The organism is Epilithonimonas sp. JDS (assembly GCF_021261315.1).
In the GTDB taxonomy this organism is placed as follows: domain Bacteria; phylum Bacteroidota; class Bacteroidia; order Flavobacteriales; family Weeksellaceae; genus Epilithonimonas.
In genome coordinates, this window is the sequence record NZ_JAJSAX010000001.1 from 1043866 (window position 1) to 1062297 (window position 18432).

The window sequence follows — 18432 nt, forward strand, 5'->3', positions numbered from 1 at the left end:
GCCCGACTTGAGTGGAAATCCTTTTTTGTGGCTGGAAAAGCCAAGGCAAAAAGATTGGGAACGGAAGGCGGAAATAGCTGCCATAAATATATTGAAAATCAATCAATATCGTCCCAAAAGTCGAAGTAATTGAACCATTGAAGTGGATATTTTTTGAGCATCGATTCCAGATTTTGGACGTAGGAGTTGAGTAGGCCTTGAGAATCGCGGTTTTTGATGTTCTGAGCGACTCGCGCGTAGAGATGATAATGGAGATTTTTTTCCTTCATCACGTAAACATAAACCACGGGAACGCGCAATCTGGAGGCGATGAGGAAAGGTCCGGCTGGAAATTTTGCAGTTTTTCCGAGCAAGTCAGCTTCCAGAAATTTGGAGCCTTCGAAATATCGGTCACCTGTGAAACAAATCAGTTCGTTGTTGGACAAAGCTTCGTTGATTCTGAAAATGTGCGACATATCGTCCTTCACGAAAATGAATTTGATGTTGCTTTTCTTCACGGAAATGCTTTCCATATATTCCCTGATGGCCGTCACTTCCTGGTCTGTCGTGACCAGGTTGATTTGCGCATCAAAGTCGATGTCGGCAAAAAAGTGTTCGGCGATTTCAAAATTTCCGATGTGTGCGCTGATGAGAACGCCACCTTTTTTTTCGGCGAGAAGGTTTTTGAGATTTTCAATGCCGTCGAATTCGTAGGTGAATCGGTTTCTTAATCCTACAGAAATTGCGGTTTTATCAATCAGAACTTTGCCGAAGACGAAGTAACTTTTGAAAACGGAAAGTTTGGTTTTCAAAGTACTGAAATTCAGCCTGTTTTTAAAATAATAAGAAATGTATTGGTTGCTTTTCTTCTCGAAAATGAAGTAGTAGGTCGCAACGAAATAAAGAACAAAATAGGAGCTTCGGATTCCGATATTCTTGATGCACCAGACGAAAATCTGGTAGCCCAATATCGTGCCTTTGGATTTGCCTTTCCATTTGTTCATAGTTCAGATGTTAGACTATAGATGCTAGACATTAGACTAAAAATACTTTAATAATTATGCAGTTTTCTCGGAAATTTTATTCTGAATTGCGTCGTAAAAATCATCGAAAGTGACCATTTGTTTGAAATCTGCCTCGCCCAATTTCACACCGAAATTAGACTCGATAATTACAACCATATCGATATAATCCAGACTGTCCAAGCCCAGTGTGGTTTTGAAGTTGGCATCATTGGCGATATCATCGCGGTCCACCTCAAATTCATTGACAAGAAAATCATTAGCAATCGTAATAATTTTTTCTTTTTCCATAACTTTATTAAACAAATTTTTTAACAATCAATGCAGAATTGGTTCCTCCAAATCCGAAAGAATTCGACAAAAATACGTCAATTTTTTGATTTTTGGTTTGGGTGATGAGATTTATCTTTTTTGCATCGTCGTCTGGATTTTCGAGATTGATGTTTGGTGCGATGAAATCGTTTTGCATCATTAGAATAGAATACACGACTTCGCTTGCACCAGCCATCCAACATTCGTGTCCTGTCATCGATTTGGTGGAGCTTACGGGGACTTGCTTTCCGAAAATTTCGTGTATCGCTTTTGCTTCATTCGCATCGCCCAAAGGTGTGGAAGTGGCGTGGGCATTGATATAATCGATATCTTTAGGCGTCAGGTCAGCTTGTTTCAAAGACCTTTCCATTGCTAGAGCTGGCCCATCGACATTCGGTGTAGAAATGTGTCCTCCGTTGGAAGAAAATCCGTAGCCGACAATTTCTGCTAAAATATTGGCACCTCTTCTCTGTGCAGATTCCAGGCTTTCAACAATCAAAGTTGCTGCGCCGCCGCTTGGAATCAGTCCATCTCGTCCGGCATCAAATGGTCTGGAAGCTTTCGCAGGCTCATCTTCACGAACCGAAAAAACGCCTAATCCGTCGAAACTTGCCATTGAAAATTTGTTGGTTTCCTGCGCGCCTCCGCAAACAACGATGTCCTGCATTCCGTTCTTAATCAGCAAATAAGCTAATCCTAGAGAATGAGAACCGCTGGCGCAAGCTGCACTAATTGTCAAATTAATTCCTCTCAGTTTGAAAATCGTTGAAAGGTTCATCGTCACAGTGGAATTCATTGATTTGAAAATGGCGCCTGAACCCATCAATGTGGTGTCGTGCTTTTCTCTCACAATATCAATCGCTTCTACAACTGCTTGCGAAACACTATCATTACCGTATAAAATCCCGACTTCGTTGTCATCAAGAAATTCCTGTTCGATGCCAGCCTGCTTCAAAGCGTCAATCGTTGCGAGATAAGCATATTCACTTTCTTCGCCCATACTGATGCGTTGTCTTCTGCTGAGAAGGCTCTTCAAATCTGGCTTGGGAACACGGCCGGTCAAACCTGACCTGTAGCCAAATTCCTTTCTTTCCTCATCCAAAACAATTCCGGATTTTCCGTGATAGAGCGATTCTTTAACTTCTTCCAAAGAAATCCCAATGCAGGAATAAATTCCCATTCCGGTAATGACGACTCTGTTTTCCATTTTTTAAATTTAACAATGTATCAGTCTAGCAATGTAACAATTAGAATCATTCGTAAACTGGTAAATTTTTAGATTGTTACATTGATTATGAATAAATTCCTCCGTTGATATTGATCACTTCGCCAGTGATGTAAGACGATTTTCTTGATGCTAAAAATGCAACAAGGTCAGCTACTTCTTCCGCTTCACCAAAACGGTTGGCGGGAATCATTGCTTTCAGTTCTTTCTCATCAAAATCCTGGGTCATATCGGTTCTGATAAATCCTGGCGCCACGGCATTAACTGTAATATTTCTTTTCGCAACTTCCTGAGCCAAAGCCTTAGTCGCTCCAACTACTGCACCTTTCGCTGCAGAATAATTGGTTTGTCCAGCGGTACCTTTCACGCCAGAGACAGAAACCATATTGATGATCCTGCCGTATTTGTTTCTTAATAATTTCTGAATGAAAAAATTGGTCACGTTGAAAAAACCATTCAAGCTTGTGTTGATCACAGAATTCCAATCCTCGGATTTCATCCACATAAAAAGTCCGTCTCTTGTGATCCCAGCGTTGTTGACGATCACTTCTACCAAAGATTCTGGATTCTTCTCCTGCCAATCGCCAAGAACTTTCAAGGTTTCTTCGGCATTTCCTACATCAAATTTAAGAATTTCTCCTGTAGAACCCAACTCTTCCACTTTTGCTAAAGTTTCCTTTGCTGCGTCTTCGTTTGAAGTATAGTTGATAAGAATGTGATAGTTTTTTTCCTCTGCCAGTTTCAGACAGATCGCTCTACCAATTCCTCTGGATCCTCCTGTTATGATTGCACATTTCATTGGTTGTAGTTTTTAGATTTAATTAAGAACAGATTCCAAACTTTGGGAGTTGGTCATTAATATTTATAATTCTTCAGATATTGCTTCACACCTTCCAAGTACGGATACATCACCATATCTTCTGAAAATGCTGGTATAATTTTTCTGATCTCTGTATAAAGTTCTTTGGTTGATGATGAGATCTTATCCTGAAAACCAAGATACTCAACTGCCTGGACGATTGTAATTGCTTCGATCGCTAAAACTTCAAAAGCATTTTCAATTACCTTTCTGCAGATTACCGCAGCATTGGTTCCCATACTTACAATATCCTGATTGTCATTGTTATTCGGAATACTGTGAACGTACATTGGATTGGACAACATCTGACTTTCTGCCGTTGTAGAAGTCGCTGTGAACTGGACGCCCTGCATTCCAAAATTGAATCCCAATTTACCCAAATTCACAAATGGTGGGAAGATCTCGTTGATCTTAGCATTTAACAAATAGTTCAATTGTCTTTCGGCTAGCATTGTCAGTTTCGTCACAACGATTTTCAGCTTGTCCATTTCGAGCGAAATATAATCGCCGTGGAAATTCCCGCCGTGATAAACGTGCTGATCTTCAACGTTAATGATTGGATTATCATTTGCTGAATTGATCTCATTCTCAAGCACTTCTTCCGTATATTCCAAAGTGTCGAGAACTGGCCCCAAAATCTGCGGAACACATCTCAAAGAATAATATTCCTGAACCTTTTCTTTGAAAACTTTATCTTGCTCTTCGAAACTTGTATAAAGGTGGTCTTCTCTTTTTCTAATTAATTTACTATCAGACAAATATGAACGCATTTTCTCCGCTACTTTTTGTTGTCCAAGATGTTTTTTGGTTGCATTGAGCGATTCAGAAAAATGGTCATCGTAAGCCTGGACCAACTCGTTGATAGCACAAGATAATTTGATAGAGATCTCGGTCAATTGATTGGCTTTGTACGAGTTTACGATTCCGATTCCCGACATTACGGAAGTTCCGTTCATCAAGGCAAGACCTTCGCGGATCTCAACATTGATAGGTTGCAATCCTTCGGTTTCGAAAACTTCTTTTGTTGATCTTCTCTCGCCTTTATAGAAAACTTCGCCTTCACCAATTAGGACCAAAGCCAAATGTGCCAATTGTACAAGATCACCACTTGCACCAACGCCGCCGTGTTCGAAGATCAATGGCGTAATATTTCTGTTTATCAAATCCTTAAGCAAATTAATAACAGAATCGTGAACTCCAGAACGACCAAGCGACAATGTATTAAGTCTCGCAAGCATACAAGCCTTTACCTCATCTGCAGGCAATGGATTTCCGATGCCAGAAGAATGACTTCTAATAAGATTGTACTGAAGCTGATGCGTGTCCTGATCATTGATCTTGAACTGTGCCATAGGTCCGAAACCTGTGTTGACGCCATAGATCACTTTATTTTTAGAAAATTCTTTCAGAAATTGGAAACTGGCGTTCACTCTTTGTAGAAGTGTGTCATCCAATTCTATGTTTTCATTTTCAATGATTATCCTCTGGAAATCCCTAATATCTAAATGGTTGCTAATTTTCATTAATTATCGTAATAAAAGATAAAATTGTAATATAATTAAATATTTGTCATTAATTTTGCGCAAAGATAAAAGTTTTATTAAACAAATGGACAAAGAAATTGTTGATGTTTTGGTAATTGGCGCCGGACCTTCGGGTTGCGTCTCCTCTGCTTTTCTGAAAAAGAACAACATCAATGTGAAAGTTGTTGAAAAAACGCTATTCCCAAGACTCGTGGTAGGCGAAAGTCTAATTCCTAGAGTGATGAACCATTTTGACGAGGCCGGATTGTTTCCAGCGCTAGACAAGATGGGCTTTGAAAAGAAACTTGGCGCCCGTTTTATGCGAGGAGACGAAGTTTGCATTTTTGATTTCAGTGATAAATTCGGGGAAGGTTGGGATTGGACGTGGCAGGTTCCGAGAGCGGACTTTGACAATACTTTGGCCCAGGAAGTCATTAATAAAGGCGTTGATCTGGAATTTCAAACCGAAGTGATTGGCATTGAATTCAATGGAACTGATTCTATTACAACAGTTAAAAATAAAAATGGTGAAACGAAGGAGATCCAGGCAAAATTCGTCATCGATTCCAGCGGTTATGGTCGCGTTTTGCCACGACTTTTAGACTTAGAAAAACCTTCTAAACTCTCTCCACATTCAGCCATTTTTGCTCACGTTAAAGATGTTAACCGGGAAGAAGGCGTTGAAGGAACTTTAATTTCATTTGACATTATTGAAACCGAAGTTTGGCTTTGGGTGATTCCTTTTTCTGACGGAAATACCAGCATCGGAATTGTTGGACCAACTGATTATATCGATAAATTATCCGAGAATGGTGATACAGCTGAAGCGTTGAGAAAAGCCATTTCACTTTCTGATTATTACGTCAAACGTTTTGGAGATGTTGATTTTCTTTTTGAACCGAGACATTTGAAAGATTATTCTTGTTCTGTCAAAAAGTTATTCGGTGACGGATTTGCTTTGACCGGAAATGCGTCTGAATTTTTGGATCCTGTTTTCTCATCCGGAATGGCATTTGCGACAGAATCCGGAATGCTGGCTGCAAAATTAGCCTTAAGGCAATTAAATGGCGAAACCATCGATTGGCAAAAGGAATATTCGGATTACATCTTATATGGCGTGAATGTTTTTACAACTTATGTGAAAGAATGGTACACGGGAAATCTTCAGGAATTATTTTTCCATCAGCCGGAAAATCCTGATGTGAAGAGGAAAATCTGCGCTGTTTTGGCGGGTTATGTTTGGGATAAGAAAAATCCATTTGTTAGAATTCACGATTCGGCTGTTAAAAATCTTGCGGATTTCATCAAATTAGAAAAACTGGAGCAACAATAAAAAAAAGGTCTGAAAATTCAGACCTTTCTACTTTTTCTATCTAACAACTTTTTTTAAAGCCTTCCCAACCAGCTTCCCCGTCACTTCGTAAGCTGCGGCAATTCTTCCATATTCCATCGTGAAATCTTTATTCGTCTTTTTGCCAAGAACCTCAGCACCTTGGATTTTCATCACCACTTTCGAAGGATTCTCTGTTTCTACAAAAATCAAATCAGATGTCAGCTTTCCTTCTTGAGCCACCAAACCTGCGTGCCAGCCCGCATAAACCCATTTCGTGTCAATAATTAAAGTATATTTAGACTTCACATCTTTTTTGAAAACCACCTGCTTAGACCATCCATTGACACCTTTCAGGAAATAATTAAGATATTCTGAATCTTTAAAAGCTTGCCAAGATTCTGACCATTTTTGCCAAGCTGCAGCGTCTTTCTTCGCCAAAGTTTCAGCTTTTCTTTTTTCTAAATATTGAGCTTCTGTATAATTTTCTGCTTGAAAAAGGACGTTATCAAATTTCAGTTGAACATTAACTTCCGTTTGGTCCTTCAAAAAATCAAAATTTCCGGATTCAAAATTTAATTGGTTCTGGGCAAAAGTAAATGTCGAAAACATAAGAACGACAAGTAATAATAGTTTTTTCATAGTTATTAATTGAGTAAAATTTTAATTTCGTAAATCTATAAAATTAATTGGTTTACGGCTATTTGGATTAAAAACATTTTTTGACAACACTTCAAAATCCAAAACTTCGATTTTCGGACTGACTCTCAGTTTTGCCCGGAAATGGTCTCGCACTTCATCCACAAAATTTTCGCTTTCGCTGTCTGTACTTAGTTTGATGATAATTTCATCCAAACCAATTTCGTCGGATTTGATGACAATCTGATAGCAGGAAACATTCCCGAAATCATTCATAATATCGTTCATCGCAGGCGGATAAAGTGTCGTTCCTTTGTACTTTATCATTTGCTGTTTTCTGCCGAGAACCGGACCAATACGCATCGTGTTTCTGCCACATTTGCAAGGTTCATAATGCGCTTTTACCAAATCTCCGGTTTTGAATCTTAAAAGAGGAATTGCTTCAACACCCAAAGTCGTAATGGTCAATTCGCCACTTTCGCCTTCTTTTACAGGATTTTCATTTTCATCAAGAATTTCTGTAATGATGAGTTCAGGATGATGATGACCACCGATTTGAAATTCACATTCCGTGAAAGCGGTGCTCATTTCCGTAGAAGCGTAGGTTGAAAACAATTGAATATTCCATCGTTCTTTGATTTTTTGAGACAGAATATTATCGGTGAAATCTTGATTTTTAAGACCTTCACCAATACAAACCGCACCGTAAACGCTGGAATTTTTATAATCGATGCCGTGTTTTTCAGCGTAATCTATCATTTTCAAAAGGAAAGACGGAACGGTAATCAGATATTTCGGCTTGTATCGGAAAATCGAATCCCATTGCAATTCCGGAATTCCAGGTCCCATTCTCACAACGCTCGCACCCATTTTTCGAAGCCCAAGAAAATAAGCCAAACCAGCCATAAATCTTTTATCGATAGTTGTTATCATCTGCACAACATCACCTTTTTGGATTCCGGCGCAGGCAAAAGAAATCGCTTCGTTGTAAGCCAAACGTTCCAAATCCTTGTCCGACAATCCGAAAGTCACAGGGTCGCCCAAAGTTCCAGAAGTCGTGCTGTAATCCACAATTTCGCTGTGAGGAACACAGAAAAAATCCTGATTGTTTGCCTGAATATCATTTTTTGAAGTCGTCGGAATTTTAACTAAATCTTCTAAAGTTCTAATTTCATTTATATCGATATTGTGGTCTTTGAAAAGTTTCTGATAATACGGCGATTTCTCGTTCAAATATTGCAATTGCTCCCGAAGTTTTTCTTCTTGGAACATTTTTATTTTATTGGAATCGGAAAATTCGATGTCTGGAAATAAGTTCAAAATAATGGGTTTTAAGCAAAGTTAGAAATATTAAAATTTTGAGCAATCAAAAGCTATCCTGCAAACTCGTGAAACGGCAAAACTTCTATGACTTTACCATCTTTTTCGAAACGGTCCTTCTGATTGAATGTGATGATTTTTCCTTTTTCTTCATCGAAATAATTCAACGCATCCAGCAATCCAGCGATTTCCCGTTGCAAGTTATCTTGATTCAAATCGTAGCAAACCTGTATTATTTCCGCAGGTTTTCCTTGCTTGATAGCGATAAAATCACATTCTTTTTTTTCATTAAAATAGTAAACTTCGGGAAATTTTCTTCTTAAATGCAAATACACCATATTTTCCAAACGCCTTCCCAATTCGTCCGTAAAAACGATGGAAGCGTGCGTAAACAAACCCAAATCCACAACATAAACTTTCTTCGGATTTCGAACTTGGGTTTTCAAAGAATAACTGAATTTTGGAAGAAATTGCACCAGATAAGTATTTTCCAAATGAGAGAAATAATCGGCGATTGCACTCACCGATTTCAAACCGAATAAATCTTTCAATTTGTTTGCAGAAACAAGTTTTCCTATATTTGATATGAGATAGATTGCCAATTGTTGCAAAGAATTGATGTCGCGTATTCCGTATCTCACGGCAATATCACGGTTCAAAACATCTACCAACAGACGTTGCAAAACCAAACCATTATCCAAATTTAGAAACTCCGGAAAACCACCTTCAGTCATATATTCTTCAACTGAAAAACTATTGTTTTCTAAATTTTTAAACTCTAAAAATTCCCGATAAGAAAACGGAAAAAGTTCATATGGAAGGTTTCTGCCTGTTAATTTCGTCCCCATTTCTCGACTTAGCAAAGTCGCATTAGAACCCGTAACTGCAACTTTGAAACCTTCATCTAATTTCTGCCGAACATACAATTCCCAACCTTCAACAATTTGTATTTCATCAAAAAATAAATTTTTCACACTTTTTTCTCTGATGATGACATCTAATTTCTGAAAATCCGGCAATTCGAAACCAGCCAATCTTGGGTCTTCAAAATTCAAAAACAAAGATTGTTCTTTATTATCATTCAATAATTGTAGTAAAAGTGTACTTTTTCCAGCTCTTCGAACGCCAGTTATAAGCAAAACAAAACTTTCATACAAAGTTATTTCCTCTAATTTCTCACGTTGCAATCCTATTTTTTTTCCTAAAAAATATACATTTTGGTACTCAACTATTTCTGTTAATTGACTATTAGACAGCATAATAATAATTTTATTCAATACAAATGTATAAAATTTAATTTTATTATCAAACACATATATCCACTACTAACAAACATAATTGTTTTTTATAATCAAATAATATCTTTCATTATTAATGAAAAATATTCTCCATTTTAAAACAATAGATAATGTTCATTCAATTTTAAGCCCATTTTCAACTCAAAAACCCATTAATTAATCGACAAAAATCACTAAATTCGCAAACTTAATCTATCAAAAACAGATTTGAGACATTGAAAATGAGCAAGTTCACAGAATATAAAAATCTTAGCCTGACCGAAACTGCAAAAAACATAGCAGAATTTTGGAAAACCAACGATACTTTCAAAAAATCCGTAGAAATCCGTGAAGGACAGCCGGAATTTGTTTTTTATGAAGGACCGCCTTCTGCCAACGGAATGCCGGGAATTCACCACGTGATGGCGAGAGCTATTAAAGATATTTTCTGCCGTTTCCAGACGCAATCCGGAAAACAGGTTTTCAGAAAAGCCGGTTGGGACACGCACGGACTTCCTGTGGAATTGGGAGTTGAGAAAGAATTGGGAATCACCAAAGAAGATATCGGCAAAAAAATCAGCATCGAAGAATATAACGAAGCTTGTAAAAATGCCGTGATGCGCTACACCGATGTTTGGAACGACATGACCGAAAAAATCGGTTATTGGGTGGATATGGAAAATCCGTACATCACCTACAAACCAAAATATATGGAGTCGGTTTGGTGGCTTTTGAAACAAATCTACGACAAAGGTTTGCTGTACAAAGGTTACACAATCCAGCCGTATTCTCCGAAAGCTGGAACTGGTTTGTCTTCCCACGAAGTCAATCAGCCAGGCGCTTATCGTGATGTTTCCGATACGACGGTTGTAGCCCAGTTCAAAACTTTGCAAGAAACTTTGCCTTCGTTTTTACAAGGTTTTGGTGATGTTCATTTCTTGGCTTGGACGACGACACCTTGGACTTTGCCTTCCAATACAGCTTTGACAGTGGGTCCAAAAATCGATTATGTTTTGGTGAAAACTTTCAATCAATATACTTTTGAGCCGATTAATATTGTTTTGGCGAAAGCGTTGGTTGGAAAACAGTTTGCAAAGAAATATGCGGAAGGAACTGATGAAGATTTCGCGAATTACACTTCTGAAAACAAAGTTATTCCATATCAAATCTTAGCAGAATTCAAAGGTGCTGATTTGGTGGGAATCAAATATGAGCAATTATTAGATTACGCTAAACCTTACCAAAATCCAGAAAACGCTTTCCGAGTGATTGCCGGAGATTTTGTAACCACGGAAGACGGAACAGGAATCGTTCACACTGCGCCGACTTTTGGTGCAGATGATGCAAAAGTTGCAAAAGAAGCAACGCCTGAAGTTCCGCCAATGTTGGTTTTGGATGATAATGGAAATCCGGTTCCTTTGGTTGATATGCAAGGTAAATTTTTATCAATTGTAAAAGATGAAACTTACGGTTTTGCGAACGAATATGTGAAAGGCGAATATTTGAATGATGACGAAAAATCTGTAGAATTCAATCTTCAAAAAGAAAATTTAAAATCAATTATTTCTGATTTGAAAGCGTATCTTTCTGTTGATGAGAGAATTGCATTAAAATTAAGAAAAGAAAACAAAGCCTTCAAGGTTGAAAAATATGTCCACAGTTATCCGCACAGTTGGAGAACTGACGAGCCTTTGTTGTATTATCCATTAGATTCTTGGTTCATCAAAGTGACTGATGTGAAAGACAGAATGTTCGATTTGAATGAAACCATCAACTGGAAACCAAAATCTACCGGTGAAGGCCGTTTCGGAAATTGGTTGAAAAACGCCAACGACTGGAATCTTTCCCGCTCCAGATATTGGGGAATTCCGTTGCCGATCTGGAGAACTGAAGATAAAAAAGAAGAAGTATTAATCGGTTCTGTAGAAGAATTGTACAACGCAATTGAAAAATCCATCGAAGCTGGTTTCCAGAAAGAAAATCCTTTCAAAGGTTTCGAAATTGGAAATATGTCGGAGGAAAATTACGCATTAGTTGACCTTCATAAAAATATTGTGGACCAAATCACTTTGGTTTCAGAATCCGGAAAACCGATGAAGCGTGAAAGCGATTTGATTGACGTTTGGTTCGATTCCGGAGCGATGCCTTATGCGCAATTGCATTATCCGTTCGAGAATAAAGAGCAAGTTGATAACAACAAAGCTTTCCCAGCAGATTTTATTGCGGAAGGTGTTGACCAGACTCGTGGTTGGTTCTATACTTTGCACGCGATTGCGACAACAGTTTTCGATTCTGTAGCTTACAAAAATGTGGTTTCAAACGGTTTGGTTTTGGACAAAAACGGACAAAAAATGTCCAAACGTCTTGGAAACGCCGTTGACCCATTCGAAACGCTTTCGGTTTACGGACCGGATGCGACGCGTTGGTATATGATTTCCAATGCGAATCCTTGGGAGAATCTGAAATTCGATATTGAAGGGATTGATGAAGTAAGACGGAAATTCTTCGGAACACTTTACAACACCTACTCTTTCTTCGCTTTGTATGCGAATGTTGACGGTTTCAAATACTTGGAAAGCAACATCGAAAACCGCCCGGAAATTGACCGTTGGATTTTGTCTGAATTGAATTTATTAATCAAAGACGTGAAATCGTTCTACGAAGATTACGAGCCGACGAAAGCTTCGAGAGCAATCAATAATTTCGTTAATGATAACTTATCGAATTGGTACGTAAGACTTTGCAGAAGACGTTTCTGGAAAGGCGAATATTCCGATGATAAGATTTCTGCTTACCAAACTTTATATACTTGTCTTGAAACTGTAGCAAAACTTTCCGCACCAATTGCGCCGTTCTTTATGGATCAATTGTTCCAGGATTTGAACAAGGTAACTGGAAAAGATTTAGTAAATTCTGTTCACCTGACAGACTTCCCAGTGGTGGATGAAAGCTTGATTGACCAGGATTTGGTTGAGAAAACACATCTGGCTCAGCAAATCACATCGATGGTTTTTTCATTGAGAAAGAAAGAAAATGTGAAAGTTCGTCAGCCACTTCAAAAAGTGATGATTCCAGTTTTGGATAAGAAAACCGAGGAGCAGATTTTGGCCGTTTCTGAATTAATCAAACAAGAAGTGAATGTGAAGGAATTGCAACTCATCAATTCCGAAGAAGCATCGCATCTTATTATAAAACAAATCAAACCGAATTTCAAAACCCTTGGTGCGAGATTAGGAAAAGATATGAAAACTGTGGCTGGAGAGATTGCCAACTTCACATCTGAGCAAATTGCAACCTTAGAGAAAGAAGGAAAAGCAACCGTTTCCGGATACGAAATCACAACGGAAGATGTAGAGATTTTCACAAAAGATATCCCAGGATGGACTGTTGCGAGCGAAGGAAAAACAACTGTGGCATTAGATTTGAAGCTGACGGATGAATTGAAATCAGAAGGCGTTGCACGAGAGTTCATCAACAGGGTTCAAAATCTTAGAAAAGAGAAAGATTTTGATTTAACGGACAGGATATCAATCCAATTGGAAGAGAATTCGCCGTTCCAGACAGAACTTATTAACAATGATGCATATATTTCTGAAGAAGTATTGTCAGATAAAATAGAATTTGTAAATTCACTCTCGAATTTTGACGAAATAGAGATAAATGAAGAAAAATTCAAGATAAAAGTTGAGAAAAAATAAACGATTTTTTATTATTGTTAAGAAATTGTGAATTCATAATTCTTTATTGATATTTTTTTAATTTTATTTCTATACTTGTCAATTAATAAAAAGCGTGGCTGCTGAAATTCAAAAAAGCCAAAAAAAATAAAATTTTGAACAATTAATAACAATGGAAATGGCCGACGAAAAATTACGATATAACGACGCTGATTTACAGGAATTCAAACAATTGATACAGGAAAAAATCGATAAAGCGGAAAAAGATCTTCTTCTAATCAAAGAAAGTTTCATCAATGACCAAAACAACGGTACTGATGATACTTCGCCAACCTTCAAAGCTTTTGAAGAAGGTGCTGAAACTCTGAGCAAGGAGCAGAATTCTATCTTGGCAGGAAGACAGGAAAAGTTTGTACGCGACTTGAAACACGCGCTTATCAGAATCCAGAACAAAACTTACGGCATCTGCAGAGTAACTGGAAAATTGATCCCAAAAGAAAGATTGAGAGCAGTTCCTCACGCTACGCTGAGCATCGAAGCTAAAAATATGCAGCGATAAACTGTTGCAAAAAGTAGTAAGTACAATGTAATAAATTCTAATACAAAGCATAAGGTGTTTCGGCACTTTTGCTTTGTATTTTTTTTATAAGGATGATAACTATTATTATTTTATTAGTGATTATTTTGGTAGGCTTTTTTGTTTTTAATAATAAGCCTGTTAAAAACATTTTCAAACCTGAGGAAAAATATTATACCATCGATGATGAGTTCAATGCAAAACGCAAAGAACGGCAGGACGAAATCGACAAACTTCTGAGCAAAATAGGAAAAAACGGTCTGGACGATCTTACCGAAAAAGAACGCAAAAGGCTGGACGAATTGTCCAAGAAATAAGTAATTTGAATTACATTTGCAAAAATTTTTCTTCGGGAAAATTAATATTATTTTGATCTAAACTAAAAAATTACAAAAATGGAATCCATAATTGTACACCCAAAAAATGCAATGGAACTGACGGCGCTGAAAAGTGTTTTGAAAGATATGAATATTGAATTCGAAAAATTCCACACAAAAAATAATTTCCACAACAAGAAAACTGTTCAAAAGATTACTGAAAGAAAGGAGAAAAAAATCTTCAAACCTTCTAAACCAAAAGGATTGTAATGAATAAAAAGACAATTATCATACTGGTTACTTTATTTGTTCTTCTTTTAGATCAAGCTTCAAAAATCTATATCAAAACCCATTTCTATCTTGGCGAAAGTGTGAATGTTTTTGGACTCAATTGGTTCAAAATGACTTTTGTGGAAAATCCGGGAATGGCTTACGGACTTCATTTCGGTGGATTGTGGGGAAAATATGCTTTGATCCTATTAAGAATTGTTCTCGCAATCGGAATGGTTGTTTTATTTAGAAAATGGCTGAAAGAAGGCGCTTCAAACTATCTTTTGATTCCAATGGCAATGATTTTCGCAGGTGCAATCGGGAATGTTTTTGACGGGATGTTTTACGGCATTATTTTCGACAGCGGAACTTTCTACGATGCGGCTTCAGGAAGATGGATCGATTATGGCGGCGTTTCCAAACTGACGCAAATCGGACACGGTTATTCAGATTTGATGAAAGGCTGCGTGGTGGATATGCTTCATTTTCCATTGGTTGATACAGTTTGGCCGGATTGGGTGCCTGTTTTAGGCGGTAACAGAATTGAGTTTTTCAAATATATTTTCAATGTTGCCGACAGTTCTATCACAGTAGGTGCATTGTTCCTTTATATATTCAGAAAGAAAGCTTTTCCGAACGGATTGGATTTTTAAAAGATGAAAATTTTCAAAACAATATTAATTACAGGACTGATTTTCTTCGGATTGTCAGTTCTTTTTGTTTTCTGGGCCAACTTTACTATTGATAGTGAAGCGGAAGATAATGTGACTTCGGAAATATCAAAACTTCCTAACGAAAAAGTCGGACTTCTTTTAGGAACGAGCAAAACGCTTGACAATGGAAGTCCCAATCCATATTTCACATACAGAATTGAAGCTGCTGCGAAACTCTATCATTCCGGCCGAATCCAAAATATTATTGCCAGTGGTGATAATTCCCGAGCAAACTACAACGAGCCCGAAGATATGAAGAACGAGCTGATCAAACTGGGCGTTCCGGCTGATAAGATTTATGAAGATTTTGCAGGATTTAGAACTTTGGATTCTGTCGTTCGTGCAAAGGAAATTTTCGGACAGAAATCTTTCATAGTTATTTCACAGCGATTTCATAACGAACGCGCCGTCTATCTTTCTCACAGAAACGGCATCACAGCTTATGGTTACAATGCAAAAGATGTTGATAAAGAAGCGGGATTTAAAACCAATGCCCGCGAAAAATTGGCTCGAGTGAAAGTGTTTTGGGATTTTTTGTTTGATGTAGATCCGAAATTTGGTGGCGAGAAAATTGAGATTAAATAAAATAACCCAATTTTTGTTTCCAATTGTATCTTTTGTATTTTTACTGACTGAAAATTTCAGAAAAACTAAATTTTATTTAAATGTCTAGAATCCTTACCGGAATACAAGCCACCGGAACACCACACTTGGGAAACCTTTTGGGAGCCATCATTCCCGCAATTGAATTATCCAAAAAAGCAGAAAACGAATCATTTCTGTTCATTGCGAATCTTCACTCTTTAACACAGATTAAAAACGCAATCGAACTTAAAGAAAACACCTATGAGATTGCTGCGGCTTGGCTTGCCTGCGGACTAGACACAGAAAAAACTTATTTCTACAGACAAAGCGATATTCCCGAGACTTGCGAATTATCCTGGCATTTGTCGTGCTTTTTCCCTTACCAGAGATTGACATTGGCACATTCTTTCAAAGATAAAGCGGACAGATTGCAAGACGTGAATGCCGGACTTTTCACTTATCCGATTTTGATGGCTGCAGATATTTTGCTTTATGATGCCGAGATCGTTCCGGTTGGTAAAGATCAGCTTCAGCATCTGGAAATTGCTCGTGATGTAGCTTCTAGATTTAATAATCAAATGGGTGAAGTTCTGGTTTTGCCTCAAGCAGAGTTGCAGCAGGACACGAAATATGTTCCTGGAACCGACGGACAAAAAATGTCAAAATCGAGAGGAAATATCATTAATATTTTCTTGCCGGAAAAAGAACTGAAAAAGCAAGTAATGTCCATCGAAACAGATTCCACGCCTTTGGAAGATCCAAAAGATCCTGAAACTGATAAAGTTTTTGCGATCTACGCTTTGGTTGCAACACCTGAACAAACTGAAGAATTAAGAGCCAAATATTTAGCCGGAAATTACGGTTACGGACACGCCAAAAAAGAATTATTAGACTTAATTTTGACAAGATTTGCGACGGAAAGAGAAACTTTCAATTATTATATGACGCATCTTGAAGAGCTTGAAGCTAAACTTCAGGAAGGTGCGCAGAAAACGAGAAAAATTGCGATCGAAACAATTACAAGAGTGAGAGAAAGTTTGGGAATTTAACCTACATTTCTTTTTTAATACAACAAAGCCTTTCAAAATTGAAAGGCTTTACTTTTATAAATATTCTTTTACTTCTGATAATTGCTTGATCACTTTAAGATTTGCCTCTTGTGGATTATCACCATAAACATCAAAGAAGATCACATCAATTCCAAATCTCTGTGCGCCTTTTACGTCTGCAATCCAATCGTCGCCTATTAAAATACTTTCAGATTTTTCAGCTCTGGCAAGGTCTAACGAATGCTGGAAAATTTCCGGTCTAGGTTTTCTTACGCCAACGGAATCTGCACTCGTGATAGTTTCAAAATAGTCAGCGATTCCGGAAAGAACACATTTTCTTTCGGTCACTTCTTGAAAACCGTTGGAGATAATGTGCATTGTGTAATCATTAGCCTCAAGATAATCCAAAAGATCGGCTGCGCCGGGAACCAATTCATTGTATTTCAAGATTTCATCAAGAAAATGATGCTCGAAATAATCTGCCAAATCCTGATTATCAACTTCGAATCTTAAAAAAGTATTGTAAAATCTGTACTTTCTCAAATATTCTTTATCAATTTCGCCATCACGGATCTGTTCCCAAAGTTTTTCATTAATCTCATGATAAGCGTCGTGAAATAACTCAAAATCGATGTTGTATGTTTCTGAAATTTTCTGTTGTGAAAATAATTCCTTGATGGTCAAATATGCGTTTTTGCGGTGATCCCAAAGTGTATTGTCGAGATCAAAAAAAATGTGCCTTACGTTTTTCATAAGGCACAAATCTAATCATTTTTGATCCACGTAGGAAAGTTCAATCATAAAAATCAATTATTTAAAATCTAAAAATGCTTAGTTCTTTGAAACTAAAATGGTTTTTCTGTTCTTAGTTTTTATCGGATGGATATTCTTGGAATAATTCATCAGAAAATCGATTATTTCTTTTTTCGGCATCAAAGCTTTCGTTGTTAAAGTGTCGTTTTTTTTCATAGGCTGACTTTTACAACAATAACGCCAAAAGAAAATCTTTATTATTACATATTTATTATTTTGTTAAAATAATTTTATGTTCGTCCATAATTTTTCTAAGGTTAATCAGCGCATATCTCACTCGTCCCAGCGTTGTATTGATACTCGTATCTGTATGATCTGCAATCTCTTTGAAGCTGAGTCCGTCGAAAAATCTAAGCTTAATGACCTCTTGCTGGTTCTCCGGAAGCATTACGAGCATTCTCAAAAGATCGTCATTTATTTGTTTATCTATCAATCGGTCTTCGATGTTGCTTTCCGGCTCTTTGATGATATCGAAGATAGAAAACTCTTCGTTTTCATAGGATGTTTCGGAAACTTTGATGTGCTTGGACTGTAGGCGGAAATGATCGATGATCAAGTTGTGAGCGATTCGTTTTGCCCAAAGAATAAACTTATTTTCCTCTTTGTAGCGGCCTTCCTTCAGGGTAACAATGATTTTGATAAATGTATCCTGGAAGATGTCATTGGCCAGATCTTCATCCATCAATTTGTAGTAGATAAAGCTGAAAAGGTCTTTTTTGTGTCTGTTGATCAGTAACGAAAGTGATTTCTCATTTCCATTCTGATATTGAAGAATTAGTTGGCTATCAGTTTGCGTTTTCATAATATTTACTTCTATAATATAAAACCCAGCAATTCGTTAGTTACGTGTGTAACTAATTTTCCTGACTCGGTTGTTTTTAATTAATGAAGTAAATTTATTCTATACGCTGATTTTAGGTTTGTAAAAGTAATAAAAAAGTCAAA

19 protein-coding genes are annotated in these 18432 nt (G+C 37.3%); 8 read left to right on the top strand and 11 right to left on the bottom strand.

Annotated features, from left to right (window positions below; all coding sequences use genetic code 11):
• Positions 1 to 98 precede the first annotated feature (98 nt).
• The 5 genes from LUD75_RS04945 to LUD75_RS04965 all read right to left on the bottom strand — a co-directional run bounded on the left by LUD75_RS04945 (position 99) and on the right by LUD75_RS04965 (position 4920).
• On the bottom strand, positions 99 to 983 hold the full coding sequence (locus LUD75_RS04945) for a lipid A biosynthesis acyltransferase (protein WP_232704557.1): 885 nt from the start codon (positions 981 to 983) through the stop codon (positions 99 to 101).
• 54 nt (positions 984 to 1037) lie between these two features.
• A complete protein-coding gene (locus tag LUD75_RS04950) occupies positions 1038 to 1292 on the bottom strand; it encodes a phosphopantetheine-binding protein (protein WP_232704558.1) in 255 nt (84 codons plus the stop codon).
• A 7-nt stretch (positions 1293 to 1299) separates the two neighbouring features.
• Positions 1300 to 2520 (bottom strand): beta-ketoacyl-[acyl-carrier-protein] synthase family protein, encoded by a 1221-nt coding sequence (locus tag LUD75_RS04955; protein ID WP_232704559.1) that lies wholly within the window; start codon positions 2518 to 2520, stop codon positions 1300 to 1302.
• 85 nt (positions 2521 to 2605) lie between these two features.
• The gene (gene fabG, locus LUD75_RS04960) at positions 2606 to 3337 is read right to left on the bottom strand and encodes a 3-oxoacyl-ACP reductase FabG (protein ID WP_232704560.1); all 732 of its coding nucleotides are present in this window, start codon (positions 3335 to 3337) and stop codon (positions 2606 to 2608) included.
• Between the two features lie 56 nt (positions 3338 to 3393).
• Complete coding sequence (locus tag LUD75_RS04965) at positions 3394 to 4920, bottom strand: aromatic amino acid ammonia-lyase (RefSeq protein ID WP_232704561.1); 1527 nt, start codon at positions 4918 to 4920, stop codon at positions 3394 to 3396.
• Positions 4921 to 5005: 85 nt separating this feature from the next.
• Between LUD75_RS04965 and LUD75_RS04970 the strand changes: the two genes are divergently transcribed.
• Complete coding sequence (locus tag LUD75_RS04970) at positions 5006 to 6253, top strand: NAD(P)/FAD-dependent oxidoreductase (protein ID WP_232704562.1); 1248 nt, start codon at positions 5006 to 5008, stop codon at positions 6251 to 6253.
• A gap of 36 nt (positions 6254 to 6289) precedes the next feature.
• On the opposite strand, the gene LUD75_RS04975 is transcribed toward LUD75_RS04970, so the two are convergent.
• The 3 genes from LUD75_RS04975 to LUD75_RS04985 form a co-directional block, all read right to left on the bottom strand.
• A complete protein-coding gene (locus tag LUD75_RS04975; protein ID WP_232704563.1) occupies positions 6290 to 6892 on the bottom strand; it encodes a hypothetical protein in 603 nt (200 codons plus the stop codon).
• Between the two features lie 21 nt (positions 6893 to 6913).
• Positions 6914 to 8161: an AMP-binding protein gene (locus tag LUD75_RS04980; RefSeq protein WP_232704564.1), complete on the bottom strand. Its 1248-nt coding sequence runs from the start codon at positions 8159 to 8161 to the stop codon at positions 6914 to 6916.
• Positions 8162 to 8262: 101 nt separating this feature from the next.
• Positions 8263 to 9468, bottom strand: coding sequence for an ATP-binding protein (locus tag LUD75_RS04985; RefSeq protein ID WP_232704565.1), 1206 nt, complete (start codon positions 9466 to 9468; stop codon positions 8263 to 8265).
• A 260-nt stretch (positions 9469 to 9728) separates the two neighbouring features.
• Here LUD75_RS04985 and ileS point away from each other — a divergent pair, with 260 nt between their 5' ends.
• From ileS to trpS, 7 genes are all read left to right on the top strand, one after another.
• Entirely contained in the window at positions 9729 to 13184 is a 3456-nt protein-coding gene (gene ileS, locus LUD75_RS04990) for an isoleucine--tRNA ligase (protein WP_232704566.1), read from the top strand.
• Between the two features lie 157 nt (positions 13185 to 13341).
• A complete protein-coding gene (locus tag LUD75_RS04995) occupies positions 13342 to 13722 on the top strand; it encodes a TraR/DksA C4-type zinc finger protein (RefSeq protein WP_232704567.1) in 381 nt (126 codons plus the stop codon).
• 92 nt (positions 13723 to 13814) lie between these two features.
• Entirely contained in the window at positions 13815 to 14057 is a 243-nt protein-coding gene (locus LUD75_RS05000) for a DUF6576 domain-containing protein (RefSeq protein ID WP_232704568.1), read from the top strand.
• A gap of 78 nt (positions 14058 to 14135) precedes the next feature.
• A complete protein-coding gene (locus tag LUD75_RS05005) occupies positions 14136 to 14327 on the top strand; it encodes a DUF2683 family protein (protein WP_034973237.1) in 192 nt (63 codons plus the stop codon).
• Entirely contained in the window at positions 14327 to 14980 is a 654-nt protein-coding gene (locus LUD75_RS05010) for a lipoprotein signal peptidase (protein WP_232704569.1), read from the top strand. The genes LUD75_RS05005 and LUD75_RS05010 overlap by 1 nt, the downstream gene beginning before the upstream one ends.
• Before the next feature lie 3 nt (positions 14981 to 14983).
• A complete protein-coding gene (locus tag LUD75_RS05015) occupies positions 14984 to 15625 on the top strand; it encodes an ElyC/SanA/YdcF family protein (RefSeq protein ID WP_232704570.1) in 642 nt (213 codons plus the stop codon).
• A gap of 80 nt (positions 15626 to 15705) precedes the next feature.
• Complete coding sequence (gene trpS, locus LUD75_RS05020; protein ID WP_232704571.1) at positions 15706 to 16674, top strand: tryptophan--tRNA ligase; 969 nt, start codon at positions 15706 to 15708, stop codon at positions 16672 to 16674.
• A gap of 54 nt (positions 16675 to 16728) precedes the next feature.
• Here the strand turns inward: trpS and LUD75_RS05025 are convergent, their stop codons facing one another.
• From LUD75_RS05025 to LUD75_RS05035, 3 genes are all read right to left on the bottom strand, one after another.
• Entirely contained in the window at positions 16729 to 17427 is a 699-nt protein-coding gene (locus tag LUD75_RS05025; protein ID WP_232704572.1) for a YjjG family noncanonical pyrimidine nucleotidase, read from the bottom strand.
• A 78-nt stretch (positions 17428 to 17505) separates the two neighbouring features.
• Positions 17506 to 17643, bottom strand: coding sequence for a hypothetical protein (locus tag LUD75_RS05030; RefSeq protein WP_232704573.1), 138 nt, complete (start codon positions 17641 to 17643; stop codon positions 17506 to 17508).
• 55 nt (positions 17644 to 17698) lie between these two features.
• Positions 17699 to 18289 carry a sigma-70 family RNA polymerase sigma factor gene (locus LUD75_RS05035; protein ID WP_232704574.1) on the bottom strand — a complete coding sequence of 197 codons (591 nt, stop codon included), beginning with the start codon at positions 18287 to 18289 and terminating at the stop codon, positions 17699 to 17701.
• Positions 18290 to 18432: the final 143 nt, after the last annotated feature.

Excerpts from the sequence above, each read along its gene's own strand:
- LUD75_RS04945 (WP_232704557.1), bottom strand. The coding sequence starts at position 983 with ATGAACAAATGGAAAGGCAAATCCAAAGGCACGATATTGGGCTACCAG.
- LUD75_RS04950 (WP_232704558.1), bottom strand. The coding sequence starts at position 1,292 with ATGGAAAAAGAAAAAATTATTACGATTGCTAATGATTTTCTTGTCAAT.
- LUD75_RS04955 (WP_232704559.1), bottom strand. The coding sequence starts at position 2,520 with ATGGAAAACAGAGTCGTCATTACCGGAATGGGAATTTATTCCTGCATT.
- fabG (WP_232704560.1), bottom strand. The coding sequence starts at position 3,337 with ATGAAATGTGCAATCATAACAGGAGGATCCAGAGGAATTGGTAGAGCG.
- LUD75_RS04965 (WP_232704561.1), bottom strand. The coding sequence starts at position 4,920 with ATGAAAATTAGCAACCATTTAGATATTAGGGATTTCCAGAGGATAATC.
- LUD75_RS04970 (WP_232704562.1), top strand. The coding sequence starts at position 5,006 with ATGGACAAAGAAATTGTTGATGTTTTGGTAATTGGCGCCGGACCTTCG.
- LUD75_RS04975 (WP_232704563.1), bottom strand. The coding sequence starts at position 6,892 with ATGAAAAAACTATTATTACTTGTCGTTCTTATGTTTTCGACATTTACT.
- LUD75_RS04980 (WP_232704564.1), bottom strand. The coding sequence starts at position 8,161 with ATGTTCCAAGAAGAAAAACTTCGGGAGCAATTGCAATATTTGAACGAG.
- LUD75_RS04985 (WP_232704565.1), bottom strand. The coding sequence starts at position 9,468 with ATGCTGTCTAATAGTCAATTAACAGAAATAGTTGAGTACCAAAATGTA.
- ileS (WP_232704566.1), top strand. The coding sequence starts at position 9,729 with ATGAGCAAGTTCACAGAATATAAAAATCTTAGCCTGACCGAAACTGCA.
- LUD75_RS04995 (WP_232704567.1), top strand. The coding sequence starts at position 13,342 with ATGGCCGACGAAAAATTACGATATAACGACGCTGATTTACAGGAATTC.
- LUD75_RS05000 (WP_232704568.1), top strand. The coding sequence starts at position 13,815 with ATGATAACTATTATTATTTTATTAGTGATTATTTTGGTAGGCTTTTTT.
- LUD75_RS05005 (WP_034973237.1), top strand. The coding sequence starts at position 14,136 with ATGGAATCCATAATTGTACACCCAAAAAATGCAATGGAACTGACGGCG.
- LUD75_RS05010 (WP_232704569.1), top strand. The coding sequence starts at position 14,327 with ATGAATAAAAAGACAATTATCATACTGGTTACTTTATTTGTTCTTCTT.
- LUD75_RS05015 (WP_232704570.1), top strand. The coding sequence starts at position 14,984 with ATGAAAATTTTCAAAACAATATTAATTACAGGACTGATTTTCTTCGGA.
- trpS (WP_232704571.1), top strand. The coding sequence starts at position 15,706 with ATGTCTAGAATCCTTACCGGAATACAAGCCACCGGAACACCACACTTG.
- LUD75_RS05025 (WP_232704572.1), bottom strand. The coding sequence starts at position 17,427 with ATGAAAAACGTAAGGCACATTTTTTTTGATCTCGACAATACACTTTGG.
- LUD75_RS05030 (WP_232704573.1), bottom strand. The coding sequence starts at position 17,643 with ATGAAAAAAAACGACACTTTAACAACGAAAGCTTTGATGCCGAAAAAA.
- LUD75_RS05035 (WP_232704574.1), bottom strand. The coding sequence starts at position 18,289 with ATGAAAACGCAAACTGATAGCCAACTAATTCTTCAATATCAGAATGGA.